This is a genomic window from Mesorhizobium sp. LjRoot246, from assembly GCF_964254115.1.
GTDB lineage: Bacteria > Pseudomonadota > Alphaproteobacteria > Rhizobiales > Rhizobiaceae > Mesorhizobium.
In genome coordinates, this window is the sequence record NZ_CAXUSN020000001.1 from 4425595 (window position 1) to 4441495 (window position 15901).

18 protein-coding genes are annotated in these 15901 nt (G+C 61.7%); 9 read left to right on the forward strand and 9 right to left on the reverse strand.

Annotated features, from left to right (window positions below; all coding sequences use genetic code 11):
- Nucleotides 1–642, forward strand: coding sequence for a Pr6Pr family membrane protein (locus tag ACSQ3L_RS21700; RefSeq protein WP_436161770.1), 642 nt, complete (start codon nucleotides 1–3; stop codon nucleotides 640–642).
- Nucleotides 643–675: 33 nt separating this feature from the next.
- Here the strand turns inward: ACSQ3L_RS21700 and ACSQ3L_RS21705 are convergent, their stop codons facing one another.
- Nucleotides 676–927 carry a DUF1127 domain-containing protein gene (locus tag ACSQ3L_RS21705; RefSeq protein ID WP_436161771.1) on the reverse strand — a complete coding sequence of 84 codons (252 nt, stop codon included), beginning with the start codon at nucleotides 925–927 and terminating at the stop codon, nucleotides 676–678.
- 92 nt (nucleotides 928–1019) lie between these two features.
- Here ACSQ3L_RS21705 and ACSQ3L_RS21710 point away from each other — a divergent pair, with 92 nt between their 5' ends.
- The 7 genes from ACSQ3L_RS21710 to ACSQ3L_RS21740 all read left to right on the forward strand — a co-directional run bounded on the left by ACSQ3L_RS21710 (nucleotide 1020) and on the right by ACSQ3L_RS21740 (nucleotide 8344).
- Entirely contained in the window at nucleotides 1020–2435 is a 1416-nt protein-coding gene (locus ACSQ3L_RS21710) for a PLP-dependent aminotransferase family protein (protein ID WP_436161772.1), read from the forward strand.
- A 121-nt stretch (nucleotides 2436–2556) separates the two neighbouring features.
- Complete coding sequence (purL, locus tag ACSQ3L_RS21715; protein ID WP_436161773.1) at nucleotides 2557–4788, forward strand: phosphoribosylformylglycinamidine synthase subunit PurL; 2232 nt, start codon at nucleotides 2557–2559, stop codon at nucleotides 4786–4788.
- Nucleotides 4785–5297 (forward strand): hypothetical protein, encoded by a 513-nt coding sequence (locus ACSQ3L_RS21720; RefSeq protein WP_436161774.1) that lies wholly within the window; start codon nucleotides 4785–4787, stop codon nucleotides 5295–5297. Before purL ends, ACSQ3L_RS21720 begins: the two co-directional genes overlap by 4 nt.
- 133 nt (nucleotides 5298–5430) lie before the next feature.
- The gene (locus ACSQ3L_RS21725; RefSeq protein WP_010909092.1) at nucleotides 5431–5664 is read left to right on the forward strand and encodes a BolA/IbaG family iron-sulfur metabolism protein; all 234 of its coding nucleotides are present in this window, start codon (nucleotides 5431–5433) and stop codon (nucleotides 5662–5664) included.
- A gap of 29 nt (nucleotides 5665–5693) precedes the next feature.
- Complete coding sequence (locus ACSQ3L_RS21730) at nucleotides 5694–6431, forward strand: class I SAM-dependent DNA methyltransferase (protein WP_436161775.1); 738 nt, start codon at nucleotides 5694–5696, stop codon at nucleotides 6429–6431.
- 145 nt (nucleotides 6432–6576) lie between these two features.
- Nucleotides 6577–6912: a Grx4 family monothiol glutaredoxin gene (gene grxD, locus ACSQ3L_RS21735; protein WP_013532137.1), complete on the forward strand. Its 336-nt coding sequence runs from the start codon at nucleotides 6577–6579 to the stop codon at nucleotides 6910–6912.
- Between the two features lie 163 nt (nucleotides 6913–7075).
- Entirely contained in the window at nucleotides 7076–8344 is a 1269-nt protein-coding gene (locus tag ACSQ3L_RS21740) for a multidrug effflux MFS transporter (protein WP_436161776.1), read from the forward strand.
- Nucleotides 8345–8401: 57 nt separating this feature from the next.
- Here the strand turns inward: ACSQ3L_RS21740 and ACSQ3L_RS21745 are convergent, their stop codons facing one another.
- The 8 genes from ACSQ3L_RS21745 to ACSQ3L_RS21780 form a co-directional block, all read right to left on the reverse strand.
- Complete coding sequence (locus ACSQ3L_RS21745) at nucleotides 8402–8809, reverse strand: hypothetical protein (protein ID WP_436161777.1); 408 nt, start codon at nucleotides 8807–8809, stop codon at nucleotides 8402–8404.
- A gap of 64 nt (nucleotides 8810–8873) precedes the next feature.
- On the reverse strand, nucleotides 8874–9701 hold the full coding sequence (locus ACSQ3L_RS21750) for an inositol monophosphatase family protein (protein ID WP_436161778.1): 828 nt from the start codon (nucleotides 9699–9701) through the stop codon (nucleotides 8874–8876).
- Nucleotides 9702–9711: 10 nt separating this feature from the next.
- Nucleotides 9712–10575, reverse strand: coding sequence for a tRNA 2-thiocytidine(32) synthetase TtcA (ttcA, locus tag ACSQ3L_RS21755; protein WP_436161779.1), 864 nt, complete (start codon nucleotides 10573–10575; stop codon nucleotides 9712–9714).
- A 107-nt stretch (nucleotides 10576–10682) separates the two neighbouring features.
- Nucleotides 10683–11300 carry a 30S ribosomal protein S4 gene (gene rpsD / locus ACSQ3L_RS21760; protein ID WP_023759539.1) on the reverse strand — a complete coding sequence of 206 codons (618 nt, stop codon included), beginning with the start codon at nucleotides 11298–11300 and terminating at the stop codon, nucleotides 10683–10685.
- A 679-nt stretch (nucleotides 11301–11979) separates the two neighbouring features.
- Complete coding sequence (locus ACSQ3L_RS21765) at nucleotides 11980–12168, reverse strand: DUF3008 family protein (RefSeq protein ID WP_292189293.1); 189 nt, start codon at nucleotides 12166–12168, stop codon at nucleotides 11980–11982.
- Nucleotides 12169–12229: 61 nt separating this feature from the next.
- Complete coding sequence (gene murI, locus ACSQ3L_RS21770) at nucleotides 12230–13018, reverse strand: glutamate racemase (protein ID WP_436161780.1); 789 nt, start codon at nucleotides 13016–13018, stop codon at nucleotides 12230–12232.
- Complete coding sequence (locus ACSQ3L_RS21775; protein ID WP_436161781.1) at nucleotides 13011–13931, reverse strand: RNA methyltransferase; 921 nt, start codon at nucleotides 13929–13931, stop codon at nucleotides 13011–13013. Before ACSQ3L_RS21775 ends, murI begins: the two co-directional genes overlap by 8 nt.
- 467 nt (nucleotides 13932–14398) lie before the next feature.
- Entirely contained in the window at nucleotides 14399–14740 is a 342-nt protein-coding gene (locus ACSQ3L_RS21780) for a hypothetical protein (RefSeq protein WP_436161782.1), read from the reverse strand.
- Between ACSQ3L_RS21780 and ACSQ3L_RS21785 the strand changes: the two genes are divergently transcribed.
- Entirely contained in the window at nucleotides 14712–15377 is a 666-nt protein-coding gene (locus ACSQ3L_RS21785; RefSeq protein ID WP_436161783.1) for a right-handed parallel beta-helix repeat-containing protein, read from the forward strand. The two genes, ACSQ3L_RS21780 and ACSQ3L_RS21785, sit on opposite strands and share 29 nt — an antisense overlap.
- Nucleotides 15378–15901 lie beyond the last annotated feature (524 nt).

Below are 15901 nucleotides of genomic sequence, written 5' to 3' on the forward strand. Positions count from 1 at the left end.
ATGGGCCGGTTCCTGCAGATCGCGGGTCTGGCCATCGGTCTGGCCGGGCTCGTCCTGCAGTTCTGCATCAGCGTTCCGGCATCGATGGAGGCAGGCCGCGGCCTGTTCGGCTCCATCATTTTCGTTCTCAGCTTCTTCACCATCCTGACCAACATTGGCGCGGTGCTGGTGTACACGTCGCTGCTGTCGCCCTCGGGCTATGCCTGGCTGCCGGCCTTTGCCGGGACGCGGATGCGGGCTGGCATTGCCGCTTCGCTCGCGCTGGTCTTCATCATCTACGCCACGGTTCTGGCAAGGCTCTGGCAGCCGCAGGGCCTGTTCCTGCTCTGCGATGTTCTCCTGCATTACGTGACGCCGGTGCTGTTCGTGCTGTGGTGGCTGATCGCAGGCGCCGACGGCAGGACGCGGTGGAGCGACATTTCCTGGTGGGTGCTCTATCCCATCGCCTATCTGATCTATGCGCTGGCGCGGGCGCCGCTTGCCGGTGAGGTGCCCTACCCGTTCCTGGATGTCGCCAAGAACGGCGCTGCCAGCGTCGCCATCTCAGCGGCGGCCATCACCGGACTTTTTCTGGTGCTGTGCGTGGTCGCCGTCCTTGCCGACCATGGCGCTGCGCGGACCAAGGCATCGAGCGTCCGTTAGAACTGAACCGGTTCCCACTTTTTGGGATTATGGTCAGTCCCAGAACGGCCTGATGCCCTCGCGATGGGCGTCGCAGCGCGAGACGCCGATATCCTTAAGCTGATCATCGGTCATCTCCAGCAACACCAACCGGCTGCGGCGACGATCCAGCAGATGGTCGATCCATCTCGCCAGCGACCGCACCACGCGCACCAGACGGCTGACAAAGCCGCTTCGGCCCGATGGCCATGTCGATTGGCCTGATAATTCGGCGCTCGAATGACGGATTGTAACGATTGTATGCATTTTCTTCTACCAGAATTCTAAATTGCACCCTTTTTTGCACCCATCTGATATGTATTGACTCACGAACGGGTGCAATATAGAAAATTGTCACCATGACAAATTGGCTTCCAGATCTCACTGCCGGCTCCGGCCCGCTGTATCAGCGCCTGGCGGATTCCATCGAAACGGACATCGATCGGGGCGTGATCGATGCCGGAGCAAAACTGCCGCCGCAACGCGACCTCTCCTACGACATCGGCACCACCGTCGGCACGGTCGGCCGGGCCTATCAATTGCTGCGTGAGCGTGGGCTGGTGAGCGGCGAAGTCGGGCGTGGAACCTATGTGCTCGGCCAGCGCGCCGGCGCGAAGCCGGATTTTCCGGCTCCGGACGTCAGCACGGAAGGCACTCGCCATATCGATGCGCCGCGCGGCAAGCTGCGTTTCGACAGCACGGCGGCACCTGATATCGGTCAGGGCGATATTGTCGCCGACGTCCTGTCGCGCACCGCGCAGGACCATCCGCATGAGATTTCGAGCTACACGCGGGAATTCCCCGACCGCTGGTATGAAGCCGGCGCCCGCTGGCTGTCGCGCAATTCGTTTCGCCCGAATGCGGACACCATCGTTCCCACGCTCGGCACCCATGCCGCGGTGATGGCGGCGATCGCGGCGCTCACCACGCCCGGCGATTATGTCGCCTTCGAGCACCTCACCTATTCGCAGATTTCCCGCAGCGCCGGCCTGATCGGCCGACGCACCGCGCTGGTGGCATCGGACGATGAAGGCATCGATCCCCAGGATTTCGAGCGCGTCTGCGCGCAGAAGCATCCCAAGATGATCTTCCTGATGCCGACGGCACAGAATCCCACGCTGGCCATCTTGTCGACGGCGCGCCGCGAAGCAATCGCGCGTGTCGCACGCGAATACAACGTCGTCCTCATCGAGGACGATCTCTATGGTCATCTGACCGATGATCCGACGCCATTGCTGGCCGAACATGCCCCTGAACGGACCATTGTCGCCGGCGGCTTGTCGAAGTCGGTCGCGGCCGGTGTGCGCGGCGGCTGGCTTTCCTGCCCGCCCGCCTATCGGCATCGCATTCGCGTCGCCCACAAGATGATGACCGGCGGCATGCCTTTCCTGCTGGCGGAGGTGAACACAAGGCTGGTTCTGTCTGGCCAGGCGGATGAGATACGCAAACGCAGCATCGCCGAGATCGGCGCCCGCATCGCCATCGTGCGCGAGACTTTGGCCGGCTTCGCGCTCAAGTCACATGACCGGGTGCCCTTTGTCTGGCTGACCCTGCCCGACCCCTGGCTTTCCGGCACCTTCAAGAACGCCTGCCTCGAACATGGCGTGCTGATCGACGACGAGGACGAGTTCAAGGCCGGCCGTTCCGAGCAGGTTTTTCATGCCGTCCGCTTCGGCGTTTCGCAGCCGAGACAGCGCAAGGACATCGCCGAAGGCGTCGCGGTGATCCGGCGACTTCTCGATGAAGGCCGGGCCGGCTACGACAGCTTCTCCTAACACTGCGTGGCTTTGTCCGGTTTTCCGTCGTTTTTCGTCAATCGATGGGTGTATCGGCCTCAAAGCTTGCGATAAGACGGGACTCAAAATCCCAACGCGCCCCGGATAAAAATCGCCACCCATGACCATTTCCAATTCCGTGCCGATCACCCCCGAACTCATCGCCTCACACGGGCTGAAGCCGGACGAGTATCAGCGCATTCTCGACCTTGTCGGGCGCGAGCCGAGTTTTACCGAACTTGGCATCTTCTCGGCCATGTGGAATGAGCACTGCTCCTACAAATCCTCGAAGAAGTGGTTGCGCACGCTGCCGACCACCGGCCCGCAGGTCATCCAGGGACCGGGCGAGAATGCCGGCGTGGTCGACATTGGCGACGGCGACTGCGTCGTCTTCAAGATGGAGAGCCACAACCACCCATCCTACATCGAGCCCTATCAGGGAGCAGCGACCGGCGTCGGCGGCATCTTGCGCGACGTCTTCACCATGGGCGCGCGGCCGATCGCGGCCATGAATGCGCTGCGCTTTGGTGCGCCCGATCATCCCAAGACCAGGCACCTCGTCTCCGGCGTGGTTTCCGGCGTCGGCGGCTATGGCAACGCCTTCGGCGTGCCGACGGTCGGCGGCGAGGTCAATTTCGATGCCCGCTACAACGGCAACATCCTGGTCAACGCCTTTGCAGCGGGTCTTGCCAAGACCGACGCGATCTTCCTGTCGGAAGCCAAGGGCGTCGGCCTGCCGGTCGTCTATCTCGGCGCCAAGACCGGCCGCGACGGCGTCGGTGGCGCCACCATGGCGTCCGCTGAATTCGACGACAAGATCGACGAAAAACGCCCGACCGTACAGGTCGGCGATCCCTTCACCGAAAAGTGCCTGCTGGAAGCCAGCCTCGAACTGATGGCCTCGGGCGCCGTCATCGCCATCCAGGACATGGGGGCGGCCGGCCTCACCTGCTCGGCGGTCGAAATGGGCGCCAAGGGCGATCTCGGCATCGAGCTCGATCTCGACAAGGTGCCGGTGCGCGAAGAGCGCATGAGCGCCTACGAAATGATGCTTTCGGAAAGCCAGGAGCGCATGCTGATGGTGCTGCGCCCGGAAAAGGAAAAGGAAGCCGAGGCGATCTTCCACAAATGGGGGCTCGACTTCGCCATCGTCGGCAAGACCACCGACGATCTGCGGTTCCGCGTTCTGCATCAAGGGGATCAGGTCGCCGATCTGCCGATCAAGGATCTCGGCGACAAGGCTCCGGAGTATGACCGGCCCTGGGTCGAACCCAAGAAACCGGCGCCGCTGGCCGCCGATGATGTTCCGCAGGCCGATGTGGCCGATGCGCTGTTGAAGTTGCTCGGCGGTCCCGACCTGTCCTCGCGCCGTTGGGTCTGGGAACAATACGATACGCTGATCCAGGGCAATTCGCTGCAGCTTCCCGGCGGCGATGCCGGCGTGGTGCGCGTTGAGGGCCATCCCACCAAGGCGCTCGCCTTCTCCTCCGATGTGACGCCGCGTTATTGCGAGGCCGACCCCTATGAGGGTGGCAAGCAGGCGGTGGCCGAGTGCTGGCGCAATTTGACCGCCACCGGCGCTCTGCCCCTGGCCGCCACCGACAACCTCAATTTCGGCAACCCGGAACGGCCCGAGATCATGGGACAGTTGGTCGGCGCGGTGAAGGGCATCGGCGACGCCTGCCGCGCGCTCGGATTCCCGATCGTCTCCGGCAACGTCTCGCTCTACAACGAAACCAACGGCCAGGGCATCCTGCCCACACCGACCATCGGCGGCGTCGGCCTGATCGCCGACTGGTCGAAGATGGTGCGGACTGGCTTTGCGGCGCAAGGCCAGATGATCCTGCTGGTCGGCGCGCCCGCGTCCTGGGGAACGCATCTCGGGCAGTCGGTCTATCTCAGGGACATACACGGCCGCACGGATGGCCCGCCGCCGCCGGTCGACCTCGATCACGAAAAGCGCGTCGGCGACCATGTGCGCGCGCTCATCGCCTCCGGCATCGTCACGGCGGCGCACGACGTTTCCGATGGTGGCATTGCCGTTGCACTTGCCGAGATGGCGATGACGTCCGGCATCGGCGCTACCGTTCCCGGGCTTGCCGGCACCGATCCGATCCCGGTCTGGTTCGGCGAGGACCAGGGCCGCTATCTCCTGACGCTGTCGATCGATCCGCATGGTGATGAATGGGACGCCATTCGCAAACAGCAGAGCGAACTCGGCATCTTCGCGCCGTGGATCGGTTCGACCGGCGGCAGCGCGCTGAAGCTTGGCGACGCAAGGGCAATTCCGGTCAGCGAATTGACCGGGGCTCACGAAGGCTGGTTCCCCCGCTTCATGGATCAGCCCGGTTGACGAAACTGGCTGCCCGGGCGCTGCTTGCAGTCGTCTTCTGGCCGTCGCTGTTCTTCTTCTGGTTCCTCGGGCCGTTCGTCTTTTTCCTGCTGTCGACGACCTCGAGCGAGGTTTGCGCCCGGTTGGAAACACGCGCGCAGTTTCTTGCCGCGGCCAACGGCGCCATCCCGATGCTGGCGCTGCAGAACCTCATCTATGCGGTCCCGATCATCTGCCTGGTGCTTTGGGGCCGCCTAGCGCCGGATCCGGCACGGGCAAGGCATATCGTCACCTGCATCAAGCTTTTTGCCTGCGCGGTCGTGATAGGGGCGCTGTGGGAATACGGTTCGTCGCTTGTCTGCGACGGCTATGGCCAACCGTTCTTCTCGCCGCTTTGGCAAATGACGAGCTATCTCCCCATTGTCAGCCTCGTGCTCAACGTTCCGCTCTATGTGCTGGCCTTCAGCCTTGGCCGCGCTTTCTCGACACGCGAGGACGTTGCCGAGGATGACGCAAGCCCACCGGCCTAGCCTTTCTCTGAAACCGTCGGACCGTCTTGCCGTTAACGGGATGGGACGGCTTCAATCCGGACCGGAAAGGCTTTAGGCTCGCCCGACTCTCATCTTATGGCCTGACACCGGCCGCTCGACACAGGATTTTGCCATGGCAATGGACGCCCACGACATCGAAAAACTGATCAAGGACGGCATTCCGGACGCCAAGGTGACGATTCGCGATCTCGCTGGTGACGGTGACCATTATGCGGCCGAGGTGGTGGCCGAGAGCTTCCGCGGCAAGAGCCGCGTCCAGCAACACCAGATGGTCTATGACGCGCTGAAGGGCAATATGGGCGGCGTGTTGCACGCACTCGCCTTGCAGACCAGCGTTCCCGATTAAGGCTTTTCCACCAGCGCAGAGACGGCTTGATGACAAGCAGCAGCGACACGCCGATCGCCAGGCAGGCCTATGCATCGTTTGCAGACCGCTATGACGCGTTTGCTCCGAGCAAGCCGCACAATGCCCTCTACGAACGTCCGGCGTCGATGGCGCTTGTCGGCGACGTCGCTGGGCTCGACATTCTCGACGCCGGCTGCGGCTCGGGCATCTGCTCGGAAAAGCTGGCACGTGCCGGTGCGCGCGTCAGGACCTTCGACGTCACGCCGGAGATGACGGCAATCGCCCGTCAACGATGCGCCGGGCTCGATGTCGATGTCCGCGAAGCCGACATGACGAAGCCTCTGGACTGGCTCGCCGATAACAGTGTCGATGGTGTGCTTTGTTCGCTGGCACTCGACTATGTCGAGACTCTCAAGCCGGTATTCTCGGAATTTTGTCGCGTCGCCCGGCCGGGCGGCTGGCTGGTCTTTTCAATGGGTCATCCGATGCGCGACTGGGCGGATACCCGCAGCAGGGGCGAGAAAACCTATTTTGAGACCAATCGCTGGGGCATGCACTGGGGTGGCTTCGGGGAACCCAATCCCTATGCCGAATCCTATCGCAGGCCGCTCGGCGACATTCTCAACGGTCTTGTCGAGACCGGCTGGACGCTCGACCGTTTTGTCGAGCCACTTCCCTTGCCGGAAATGGAAACCGTCGATCCCCGGCATTTTGGCGAACTGAGCCTGGCGCCGGCATTCATCTGCGTACGTGCCCGCAAATGTTAGGTCCCTGGAACCGCTTGGCCCAACACGGCCCATCCTTTGCGCCATTTCGGCCGCGGCACGGCTAACGTCTTGTTTCGAGCAATCGTTGGGTTTATTTGAAGGATATGTTTCGAGCCTGGCTCCCACAGGCGGGAAAGGATATTCCATGAGCGGCATCAACGACTACATCGACAATGAAGTGAAGGGCAACGACGTCGTCCTTTTCATGAAGGGCACGCCCGGTTTCCCGCAATGCGGATTTTCCGGCCAGGTCGTCCAGATCCTCGACTATATCGGCGCCGACTACAAAGGCGTGAATGTTCTGGACTCGGCCGAACTGCGCCAGGGCATCAAGGAATATTCCAACTGGCCGACGATCCCGCAGCTCTACGTCAAGGGCGAATTCGTCGGCGGCTGCGATATCGTCCGCGAGATGTTCCAGGCAGGCGAACTCCAGACATTCCTCGTCGAAAAGGGCGTCAGCGTCAAAGGCGCCGCCTGATTTCTGTTTTGTGCATGTTGCTATCCGAAGGTTGATTTTCGGACTCATGCGCCAGGGCATCGGGCCGGCCCACCTCGACAATTTTTACGTCCTGAACCCAGGGCCAAGACGAGCCAATGCGCCGGCCCGCCGGCGCATTTTCGTTTGAAAGATCGGACTTGCCGTGGACCAGCCAAAACCAGCGCCGCAATCGGCAAGCAAACTGCCCATTCCACGCTGGGAGTTCATCGCGCTGTGCGCAGCACTCATGGCGCTGAATTCGCTGGCCATCGACATCATGCTGCCGGCGCTGCAGCAGATCGGCGCCTCGCTCGGCGTCGAAAATGAAAACCACCGGCAGTACGTCATAACGGCCTACATTCTGGGCTTCGGCGGCGGCCAGCTGTTCTTCGGGCCGATCTCGGATCGCTTCGGCCGTCGCGCACCGCTGGTCGCCGGGCTGGTGATCTATGTCGCCGCGGCTGCGGCCGCCGCCATTGCGCCAAGCTTTGAAACGCTTCTGCTTTGCCGCGCCGTGCAAGGCATCGGTGCGGCCGCGACCCGTGTCATCGCCGTCTCGATCGTGCGCGATACGTTCGACGGCCGGCGCATGGCCGAGGTGATGTCGCTGATCTTCATGGTGTTCATGGCGATACCGGTCATTGCTCCCGGCATCGGCCAGTTCATCATGCTGTTTGCGACCTGGCACTGGATCTTCGTCACCATGGCCGCCGGTGCGCTCATCGTCTCGGCCTGGTCGCTGCTACGCCTGCCTGAAACATTGCATCCCGAATATCGTCGGCCGCTGACCGTCAACTCCATCCTCGGCGGGTTTCGCATCGTACTCACCAACCGCATTGCGATCTGCTATGCCTTCGCCAGCACCTTCATTTTCGGTGCCATGTTCGGCTTCATCGCCTCGGCGCAGCAGATCTATGTCGACATATTCAATGTCGGCGAGATGTTCCCGGTCATCTTCGCCGGGGTTGCGGGCGTACTTGCCTTCTCCAATTTTCTGAACTCGCGCCTCGTCGGCCGTATCGGCATGCGCCGCCTGTCGCAGAGCGCGCTGCTGTTGTTTCTGGTCATCAGCCTTGCCTGGCTGGTCGTTTCGCTGGAAATGAAGATGCCGCTCTGGCTGTTCATCACCTTCTTTGCCTGCGCCATGCTTCCATTCGGTGCGCTCGGCGCGAACTTCAACGCGCTGGCCATGGAGCCGCTCGGCCAACTGGCCGGCACGGCGTCGTCCATTCTGGGGTTCATGCAGACCTTTCTTGGCGGCATTCTCGGCACGCTGATCGGCCAGGCCTTCAATGGCACGGTGACGCCGCTGGCCGCCGGCTTCTGCAGCGTCTCGGTCGCGGCGTTGCTGATGATCTTCATCGCCGAGCGCGGCAAGATGTTCCAGCCGCAAAACCCACCCGTTCTAGGGCACATCACCGACTTGCATTAAATTGTTGTTTCTACGCACGTCGTTGTCCAAACCGGGGCCACTTTTGGGCGACATGCATCAGGACGCACCCTCAAGGGCCGCCGTGAAGCGAGGGGCAAGCATACGCCCGGCGATCGCTTCACCCATGCTGTCCGAAAAGGGCAAAGGCAGAGCCTCATCGAGTGCCCTGAGGATGGAAGCCACGAAGGCCCGGCTGAACTGGGCATCGGTTCCCAGATCGGAATAGGTGGCGCGAGGCTTGCCAATCAGCGTGCCGTCGCGGCGAAGCGAGAACCGCAGCGTCAGCGACATGCCGGCGGTGCCGGGTGGCGGCTTCCAGCAAGCATAGATAGCGTCCGACATCTCCTTTATCGTGTCGACGGGATCGGGACTGCGACAGCTGCGCACTTGCGATCTCGCTTCCTGGGAGCCGGCAAACAGGGCGGCGGCAAGAGCCGCCGCGACGATTGCGAACCGAGGTTTCATTCGAGAGCCTCCCGATTTGCGCGAGATTATATACAGCTCTTTCCGCTAACCGCAGGAATTGATCCTATTGCGCCCAGAGCTCGCGGCGCAATTCGTGCCAGCTCTCCCGATCGGGCGCGACAAGCAGGCCGCCGCCGAGATGCGAGGGCAGATAGGCGCTGCCGTCGAAGCGCGCGGCATGGCCTCCGGCCTCGGCGTGGATGAGCACACCGGCCAGATGGTCCCACGGCATCAGCTTGTTGTAGACGACGAAATGGGCATGGCCGCTCGCCAGCAGGCGATATTCATGCGCCGCACAGCGATAGGCGAATTGCGACAGGATCTTCGTCTGGTTGCGCGCCAGCCGCGACCGCTCCGGTTCGGACATATATTGCCAGGAGACCGAGCCGGTCATTTCCGAGATAGGCGCGGATGCCGCGACATGCACCTTCTCGAAACTGCCATGCGCATGCCGGATATGGCTGCCGGCGCCCCTGGCGCCGATCAGCCAGTCCTTGCCGACGGGATCGTGGATGATGCCGGCGACGGTCTCGCCCTTGACCACAACCGCCAGCATGACGCCGAACAGCGGCACACCGGAAGCGAAGTTGAAGGTTCCGTCAACCGGGTCGATGACGAACGCCAGATCGGCATCGCCCAGACCGTCAAGCAGTGCCGGATTGTCGGAACAGGCCTCCTCGCCAACGACCATCGCCGAGGGGTAGCGCTCGCGCAGCCTGGCAGTGATGAGCCGCTCGGCATTGACGTCGGCTTCCGTCACCAGGTCGGTGGCCGAGGTCTTCTGCCTGATATCGCCCTCACCAAGCCGGCGAAAACGCCGCATGATCTCGGTCAGCGCCGCCTCGGCCAGAATGCCGGCCAGCCAGTCGATCGCGGTGTCGTCAAATGTCATCGGGAACGTCTTACCTGGCGGTGAGGGTTTCATTGAGCGCGGCGAAATCGAACAGCGTTCTGTCGAGCAGATGCGATGGCCTGCTGTTCGACAGCGCGCGCAGCATCGTGTCCTTGCGGCCGGGCATGCGTTTTTCCAGGTCCTCGAGCATCGCCTTCATGGCGTTGCGCTGAAGACCTTCCTGGCTGCCGCAGAGATCGCAGGGAATGATCGGGAACTGCATGGCGGCAGCGAATTTCTCCAGATCGACCTCGGCGCAGTAGCTCAACGGCCGCAGCACCATGACGTCGCCCTCGTCATTGAGCAGTTTTGGCGGCATGGCGGCGAGACGGCCGCCATGGAAGAGGTTCATGAAGAAGGTCTCGAGAATGTCCTCGCGATGGTGGCCGAGCACCAGCGCCGAACACCCTTCCTCGCGCGCGATGCGGTAGAGATGGCCGCGCCTGAGCCGCGAACAGAGCGAGCAATAGGTGCTGCCCGCAGGCAGCTTGTCGGTGACGACGGAATAGGTGTCCTGATATTCGATCCGGTGCGCAATGCCATGGCTGTCGAGATAGTCGGGCAGGATGTGCTTGGGGAAATTCGGCTGGCCCTGGTCGAGATTGCAGGCCAGAAGATCGACCGGCAGCAGCCCGCGCCATTTGAGGTCGAGCAGCACCGCGAGCAAACCGTAGGAATCCTTGCCGCCCGAGAGCGCTACGAGCCAGCGCTGGCCGGGCTTCACCATCGAGAAATCCTCGATCGCCTGCCGGGTCAGCCGCAGCAGCCGCTTGCGCAATTTGTTGAACTCGACCGAGGACGGCACATCGGCAAACAGCGGATGAAAGCCGCCTTCGCTGTCGGCGATCGGTTCAATGTCTGGCAGCATGTTCATGGCATGTCGCTTTCAGTGGCCCAGAACGCCGGATTAGCGGACATGACCGACAAAGAAAAGGCCGCCTCGACGGGCGGCCTTTGCTTGGTATCGCAGAACGCGCTCGTTTAGCGCGAATAGAATTCGACGACGAGGTTCGGTTCCATCTGCACGGCGAACGGGACGTCCGCCAGGCCGGGGATGCGCGAGAAGGTCGCGACCATCTTGTTGTGATCGGCTTCGATGTAATCCGGCACGTCGCGCTCGGCGAGGCCGACCGCTTCCAGAACGATGACCAGCTGCTTCGACTTTTCGCGCACTTCGACGACATCGCCCGGCTTGCAGCGGTACGAGCCGATGTTGACGCGCTTGCCGTTGACGTTGACGTGGCCGTGGTTGACGAACTGACGGGCGGCGAAAATGGTCGGCACGAACTTGGCGCGATAGACCACCGCGTCGAGACGCGACTCGAGCAGGCCGATCAGGTTCTCCGAGGTGTCGCCCTTGCGACGATCGGCCTCTTCATAGACCTTGCGGAACTGCTTTTCAGAAACGTCGCCATAATGGCCCTTCAGCTTCTGCTTGGCGCGCAGCTGCAGGCCGAAATCGGAAAGCTTGCCCTTACGGCGCTGACCATGCTGGCCGGGGCCGTATTCACGCTTGTTGACCGGGGACTTCGGGCGGCCCCAGATGTTTTCGCCGAGACGGCGGTCGATCTTGTACTTCGCGGATTCGCGCTTGCTCATCGCATTCCCTTTTCAAAACAAACACACCCGGAACCTCATGGTCCGGGCGAAGGAAACGCGCCCTCCTCTGGCCTCCGTTTTCGAGACCTGACAGGGTCTTCCCACGCAACGCGGCGGAAAACCCACGGGACACGTCAGTTCAAACAAGATCAGAAACGATTAGAATACCTGATCTTGCACATACAAAACAAACACCGGACATCGCTGCCCGGTGGTGGCGGCTGGTTAAACCGAGATTTAACCGGTGTCAAGCTTTTGCATGGCGCGGCGGAAAGCAACTGTATACCGTCCCCGATGTCGATGCGATGCCGGATGTGGCGGGGGTTGTGCGCCAACGGCACCAGGACGTGACTGGAGCTGGAGGAGCGTGACTAACATGAAGAAATTCTTCCTTACGTTGGCAGGTGCGGCGGTACTGGCCGGGTCGATGGCCGTTGCACCAGAGCCGGCAGAGGCCAGACATTGGCAAGGCCACCGGCACCATCAGGTTTGCCGCATCGTGGTGAAGAAAAGGGTGGTTTGGCGGCACGGCCACAGACACGTCGTTCGTTACAAAGTGCGGCACTGCCGGGGGCGCTGGTAAGTTCCGGTTCGGCCTCAGGCGGCCACATCATCTCAAAGCCCGCGGTTTTGGCCGCGGGCTTTTTTGATTTCTCTCGTGAGCATGGAAGGCCGAGGGCTAATGTTTCGATTTCTTTTCCGGCAGCCCCTTACGCTTCGTCTCGGCGAATTCCTCGAGCTGCTTTTCGCTCATTGATTCGTACATTCCCTTGGAAGCGCCCTGGAGTTCACTCTTCTTCGTCTCGCCGCGCTTGGCCGACAAGGCGGCGCCCGCGGCTTTCTGCTGGGCTTTCGAGGTGGCTGGCATGGTCGTTTCTCCCTTCATTGCCTGGGGAAGAAACGCGGCGAACCAGCCAATGTTCCTGAAATCAAGCGACCGTCAGGCCAAAGCCCTGCATGAGCCGACTGGTGGCGAAGTCCACCTTGCCGGAGGTGAAGACGGCGATGTCGGGCTCGCCCACCGGCAATGGCCCGTCGACAGGCGCAAGCAGCGACATGGCGCGGCGGGCGATCGCTTCGGCCGGGTCGATCCAGTCGACCGGCCAGGGTGCGGTCTTGCGCATGCGATTGGCTAGGAACGGATAATGCGTGCAGCCGAGCACGACAATATCGGTGCGGGCGCCGTCCTTCTCGACAAAACATGGCGCGATCTCCTCGCGCACGATCTCCTCGTCGACGAACCCTTCGCGCATATAGATTTCGGCCAGCGGCGCCAGCCGGTCCGAACCGACAAGCCGCACGTGGCATTTCTGCGCCCATTTGCTGATCAGGTCGCGCGTATATTGACGCTTGACCGTGCCGGGCGTCGCCAGCACCGAGACGAGCCCGGAGCGCGTGCGTTCCGCCGCCGGCTTGATCGCCGGCACCGTGCCAACAAAGGGATGGCCGGGGAATTTCTCACGCAGCGCGTCGATCACCAGCGTCGACGCGGTGTTGCAGGGGATGACCGAAATCTCGGGCCGGAATTTTTCCAGCAGCGCGCCGAACAGGCCAAGGATATGGGCGTTGAGGGCCGGCTCCTCCCAGGCGCCATAGGGGAAGGCGGCATCATCGGCGACATAGACGAAGCGGCGGTCGGGCATCAGCACGCGCGCCTCGCGCAGCACTGTCAGCCCGCCGATGCCGGAATCGAACATCAGGATCGGCCGCTCAGTCATTGTCGGTTCCCTTGCCGCCCAGCGGTGGCGTGTCATTGTCGTCGCCGTTGGCGTCGGGCGGGTGGCGAGCCATTTCCGCCTTGCGGGCACGCGCGGCGGCCGCGGGCAAGCGCCGTGGGTCGTCGCCAGGAGAACCATCGCCGCGCGGCATCGCCGGCGAGAACCTGTCGAGAGACGAGATGATGCCGCGCAGCACCTTGAGCTCCGGTTCGGCAAAGCCGGCACGCGTCAGCACCGCGCGCAGATTGTCGACCATCTTCGGCTTCTTCGGCGCCGGCCGGAAATAGCCGCGCGCTTCCAAGGCGCCTTCGAGGTAGGCGAACAGGCCGTGCAGCTCTTCCTTGCTTGCAGGCTTCATGTCCGGGCCGGAAAAATTGGTCTTGGTCTCATCCTCGAGGCCGGACTTCATCCACTCGTAGGACATCAGCAGCGCGGCCTGGGCGATGTTGAGCGAGGAAAAATCGGGATCGACCGGAAAGGTGACGATCTCGTCGGCAAGGCCGACCTCGTCATTGTAGAGGCCGAAACGCTCGCGGCCGAACAGGATGCCGGTGCGTTGTCCCATTGCATGATGGGTCCGAAGCATCCTGCCCGCCTCCACCGGCCCGCGCACGGATTTGAAGCCATCGCGCTGCCTGGCCGTGGTTGCGAAGACGAAATTCAAGTCGGCGAGCGCCGAGGCCAGATCATCGAACACGGTGACGGCGTCGATGACATGATCGGCGCGGCTGGCCGCCGCGCGTGCCTTCTCGCTCGGCCAACCGTCACGCGGGTTGACCAGGCGCAGCTCCGACAGGCCGAAATTGGCCATGGCACGAGCGACCATGCCGATGTTCTCGCCGAGCTGCGGCTCGACGAGAATGATCGCCGGGCCGGCGGTCATGAGGCCGCGCTGAAAGTCCGTTCCTGCCATGTGCTCCAGATGATTGCACTACGAAGTCGCAGCGTCCTGCCATATCGATACGGCTTTTTGAAGGGTGGTTGGCCGGCAAACCGAGAAATAACCTTATATGCCCCTGCCGCTCCCTTGGTTTACGCAGCAGACCTAGGATTACGTCAATGAGCGGGCGATCGCGCTACCGCGCCACAGTGCATCCCCAAATCTCTGACATATGCGCCGCCTCGTACTCGCTGTTGCTATCATCGATATTTTCGCATGGCAAAAATCATCTGCGCTCCGAATGCTATTTATTTACTATGACGCATCCCGTCACTGGAAAATAAATTAGAAATATATAATATCCGGCCCGCTTGGGTCCGATGTATATCGACGGTTGGTCTTCGGAAGATGGGGGGCGTCTTGCACGCTCCTGTCATCTACTCATGCCCCAAGCATTTCGACATGAATTTCAACGGCCAACGAGGGCGTTGGCCAAAACCTTAGGAGGGGCAAATGAACGTCGTACGATTTTTCCTTTCACTCGCTGCGTTGCTTCTGGCGTCAGTCTTCCTGATCGCGCCAGCTTCCGCGCAAGCACCACGAACATGGGTTTCCGGCGTTGGCGACGATGTCAATCCATGCAGCCGCACGGCGCCTTGCAAGACCTTCGCCGGCGCCATCTCGAAAACCGCCGCCGGCGGTGAAATCAACTGTATCGATCCAGGTGGTTTCGGTGCGGTGACGATCACCAAGGCAATCACCATTGCTTGCGAGGACGTCGAGGCAGGCGTGTCGAATTCATCGACGAATGGCGTGATCGTCAATGCGTTGGCTACCGACATCGTCGTTCTTCGCGGTCTTGACATCGACAGTGCGTCGGCCACGCCCGGTCTCAATGGTATCAGGTTTCTTGCCGGCGCCGCCTTGCATGTTGAGGATTGCGTCATTCGCGGCAACACCGGCGCTGCACCGAACGGCGCCGGCATCCTGTTCTCGCCGTCCGGCACGGCCGAGCTTTATGTCCATAACTCGACCATCAACGGCAACAATGACGGTATTCGTGTTCAGCCGACCGGCGCTGGAATTGCCAAGGTCATCATCGAGAACTCAGTGATCGAGAACAACAACCTTGCCGGGTTGAAGGCTGATGGCACGAGCAATACTGGCGGATCCAACACGACAATTGTGAACAGCAGTGCTTCGGGCAATGCCAACGCCGGTATCAGCATATTCAATCCGGCCGGCGGGCCAGCCATCAATATCATGGTCGACAGTGTCGCCGTGGCCAATAACGGCGCGGCCGGTGGCCTGCGTGTGGACGGAGCGAATGCGACCCTGCGCATCGGCAGATCGACGATCTCCGGCAATGGCCTTGGCACCGCTATCCTCAATGGTGGTGTGATTTCGTCCTATGGCAACAACCAGATCAACGGCAACACCTCCGATGGTCCGAACCCACCCACCATTCCACTGAAATAGCCGACGGGACGATACGAAAATGCTTCGCGCGGCATGCCGCGCGAAGCAAGCAGTCGAAGCGGTCGGGATGCGAGCGCTAGTTTACATGCCTCCAGGTCAGGCCGGAAGGGCTGCGGCTCAACGCAGGTCGAACGCATGACCCTGGAGTGGTGCCTTTGGTGCGCACGTCCTGCCATATCGATCCAGCTTTTTGAAGTCGGCCGCTTTACTTCGCCCTCCCCGGTTTGCGCGAAGGTTCCGATACGGGGACAAGTGAACAAAGCAGATGAGCCGAATGTTGATGGAATACGGTATCGCATTCGTGCTCTCAAGATACCATGCCTATTACACCTGATGGCCCGGTCATGGCGCGCCAAGCGCCGACAATATCCCGGTCGGTGCCAACTGTCGGCATTTCGCGATATTTTCCTCTCACGGAAATCATCTACGATCCGAATGCACATTTCCTCACTTTGACGCGTCGCGTGACTGGAAAAGCACATTAGAAAGCGGTAATATCCGGGCCGCTTGGGGTTGACGTGCAA

Coding starts and splice junctions, on each gene's coding strand:
- ACSQ3L_RS21700 (WP_436161770.1), top strand. CDS start 1: ATGGGCCGGTTCCTGCAGATCGCGGGTCTGGCCATCGGTCTGGCCGGG.
- ACSQ3L_RS21705 (WP_436161771.1), bottom strand. CDS start 927: ATGCATACAATCGTTACAATCCGTCATTCGAGCGCCGAATTATCAGGC.
- ACSQ3L_RS21710 (WP_436161772.1), top strand. CDS start 1,020: ATGACAAATTGGCTTCCAGATCTCACTGCCGGCTCCGGCCCGCTGTAT.
- purL (WP_436161773.1), top strand. CDS start 2,557: ATGACCATTTCCAATTCCGTGCCGATCACCCCCGAACTCATCGCCTCA.
- ACSQ3L_RS21725 (WP_010909092.1), top strand. CDS start 5,431: ATGGCAATGGACGCCCACGACATCGAAAAACTGATCAAGGACGGCATT.
- ACSQ3L_RS21730 (WP_436161775.1), top strand. CDS start 5,694: ATGACAAGCAGCAGCGACACGCCGATCGCCAGGCAGGCCTATGCATCG.
- grxD (WP_013532137.1), top strand. CDS start 6,577: ATGAGCGGCATCAACGACTACATCGACAATGAAGTGAAGGGCAACGAC.
- ACSQ3L_RS21745 (WP_436161777.1), bottom strand. CDS start 8,809: ATGAAACCTCGGTTCGCAATCGTCGCGGCGGCTCTTGCCGCCGCCCTG.
- ACSQ3L_RS21750 (WP_436161778.1), bottom strand. CDS start 9,701: ATGACATTTGACGACACCGCGATCGACTGGCTGGCCGGCATTCTGGCC.
- ttcA (WP_436161779.1), bottom strand. CDS start 10,575: ATGAACATGCTGCCAGACATTGAACCGATCGCCGACAGCGAAGGCGGC.
- rpsD (WP_023759539.1), bottom strand. CDS start 11,300: ATGAGCAAGCGCGAATCCGCGAAGTACAAGATCGACCGCCGTCTCGGC.
- ACSQ3L_RS21765 (WP_292189293.1), bottom strand. CDS start 12,168: ATGCCAGCCACCTCGAAAGCCCAGCAGAAAGCCGCGGGCGCCGCCTTG.
- murI (WP_436161780.1), bottom strand. CDS start 13,018: ATGACTGAGCGGCCGATCCTGATGTTCGATTCCGGCATCGGCGGGCTG.
- ACSQ3L_RS21775 (WP_436161781.1), bottom strand. CDS start 13,931: ATGGCAGGAACGGACTTTCAGCGCGGCCTCATGACCGCCGGCCCGGCG.
- ACSQ3L_RS21780 (WP_436161782.1), bottom strand. CDS start 14,740: ATGTCGGTAGCCAACGCATTGACGATCACGCCATTCGTCGATGAATTC.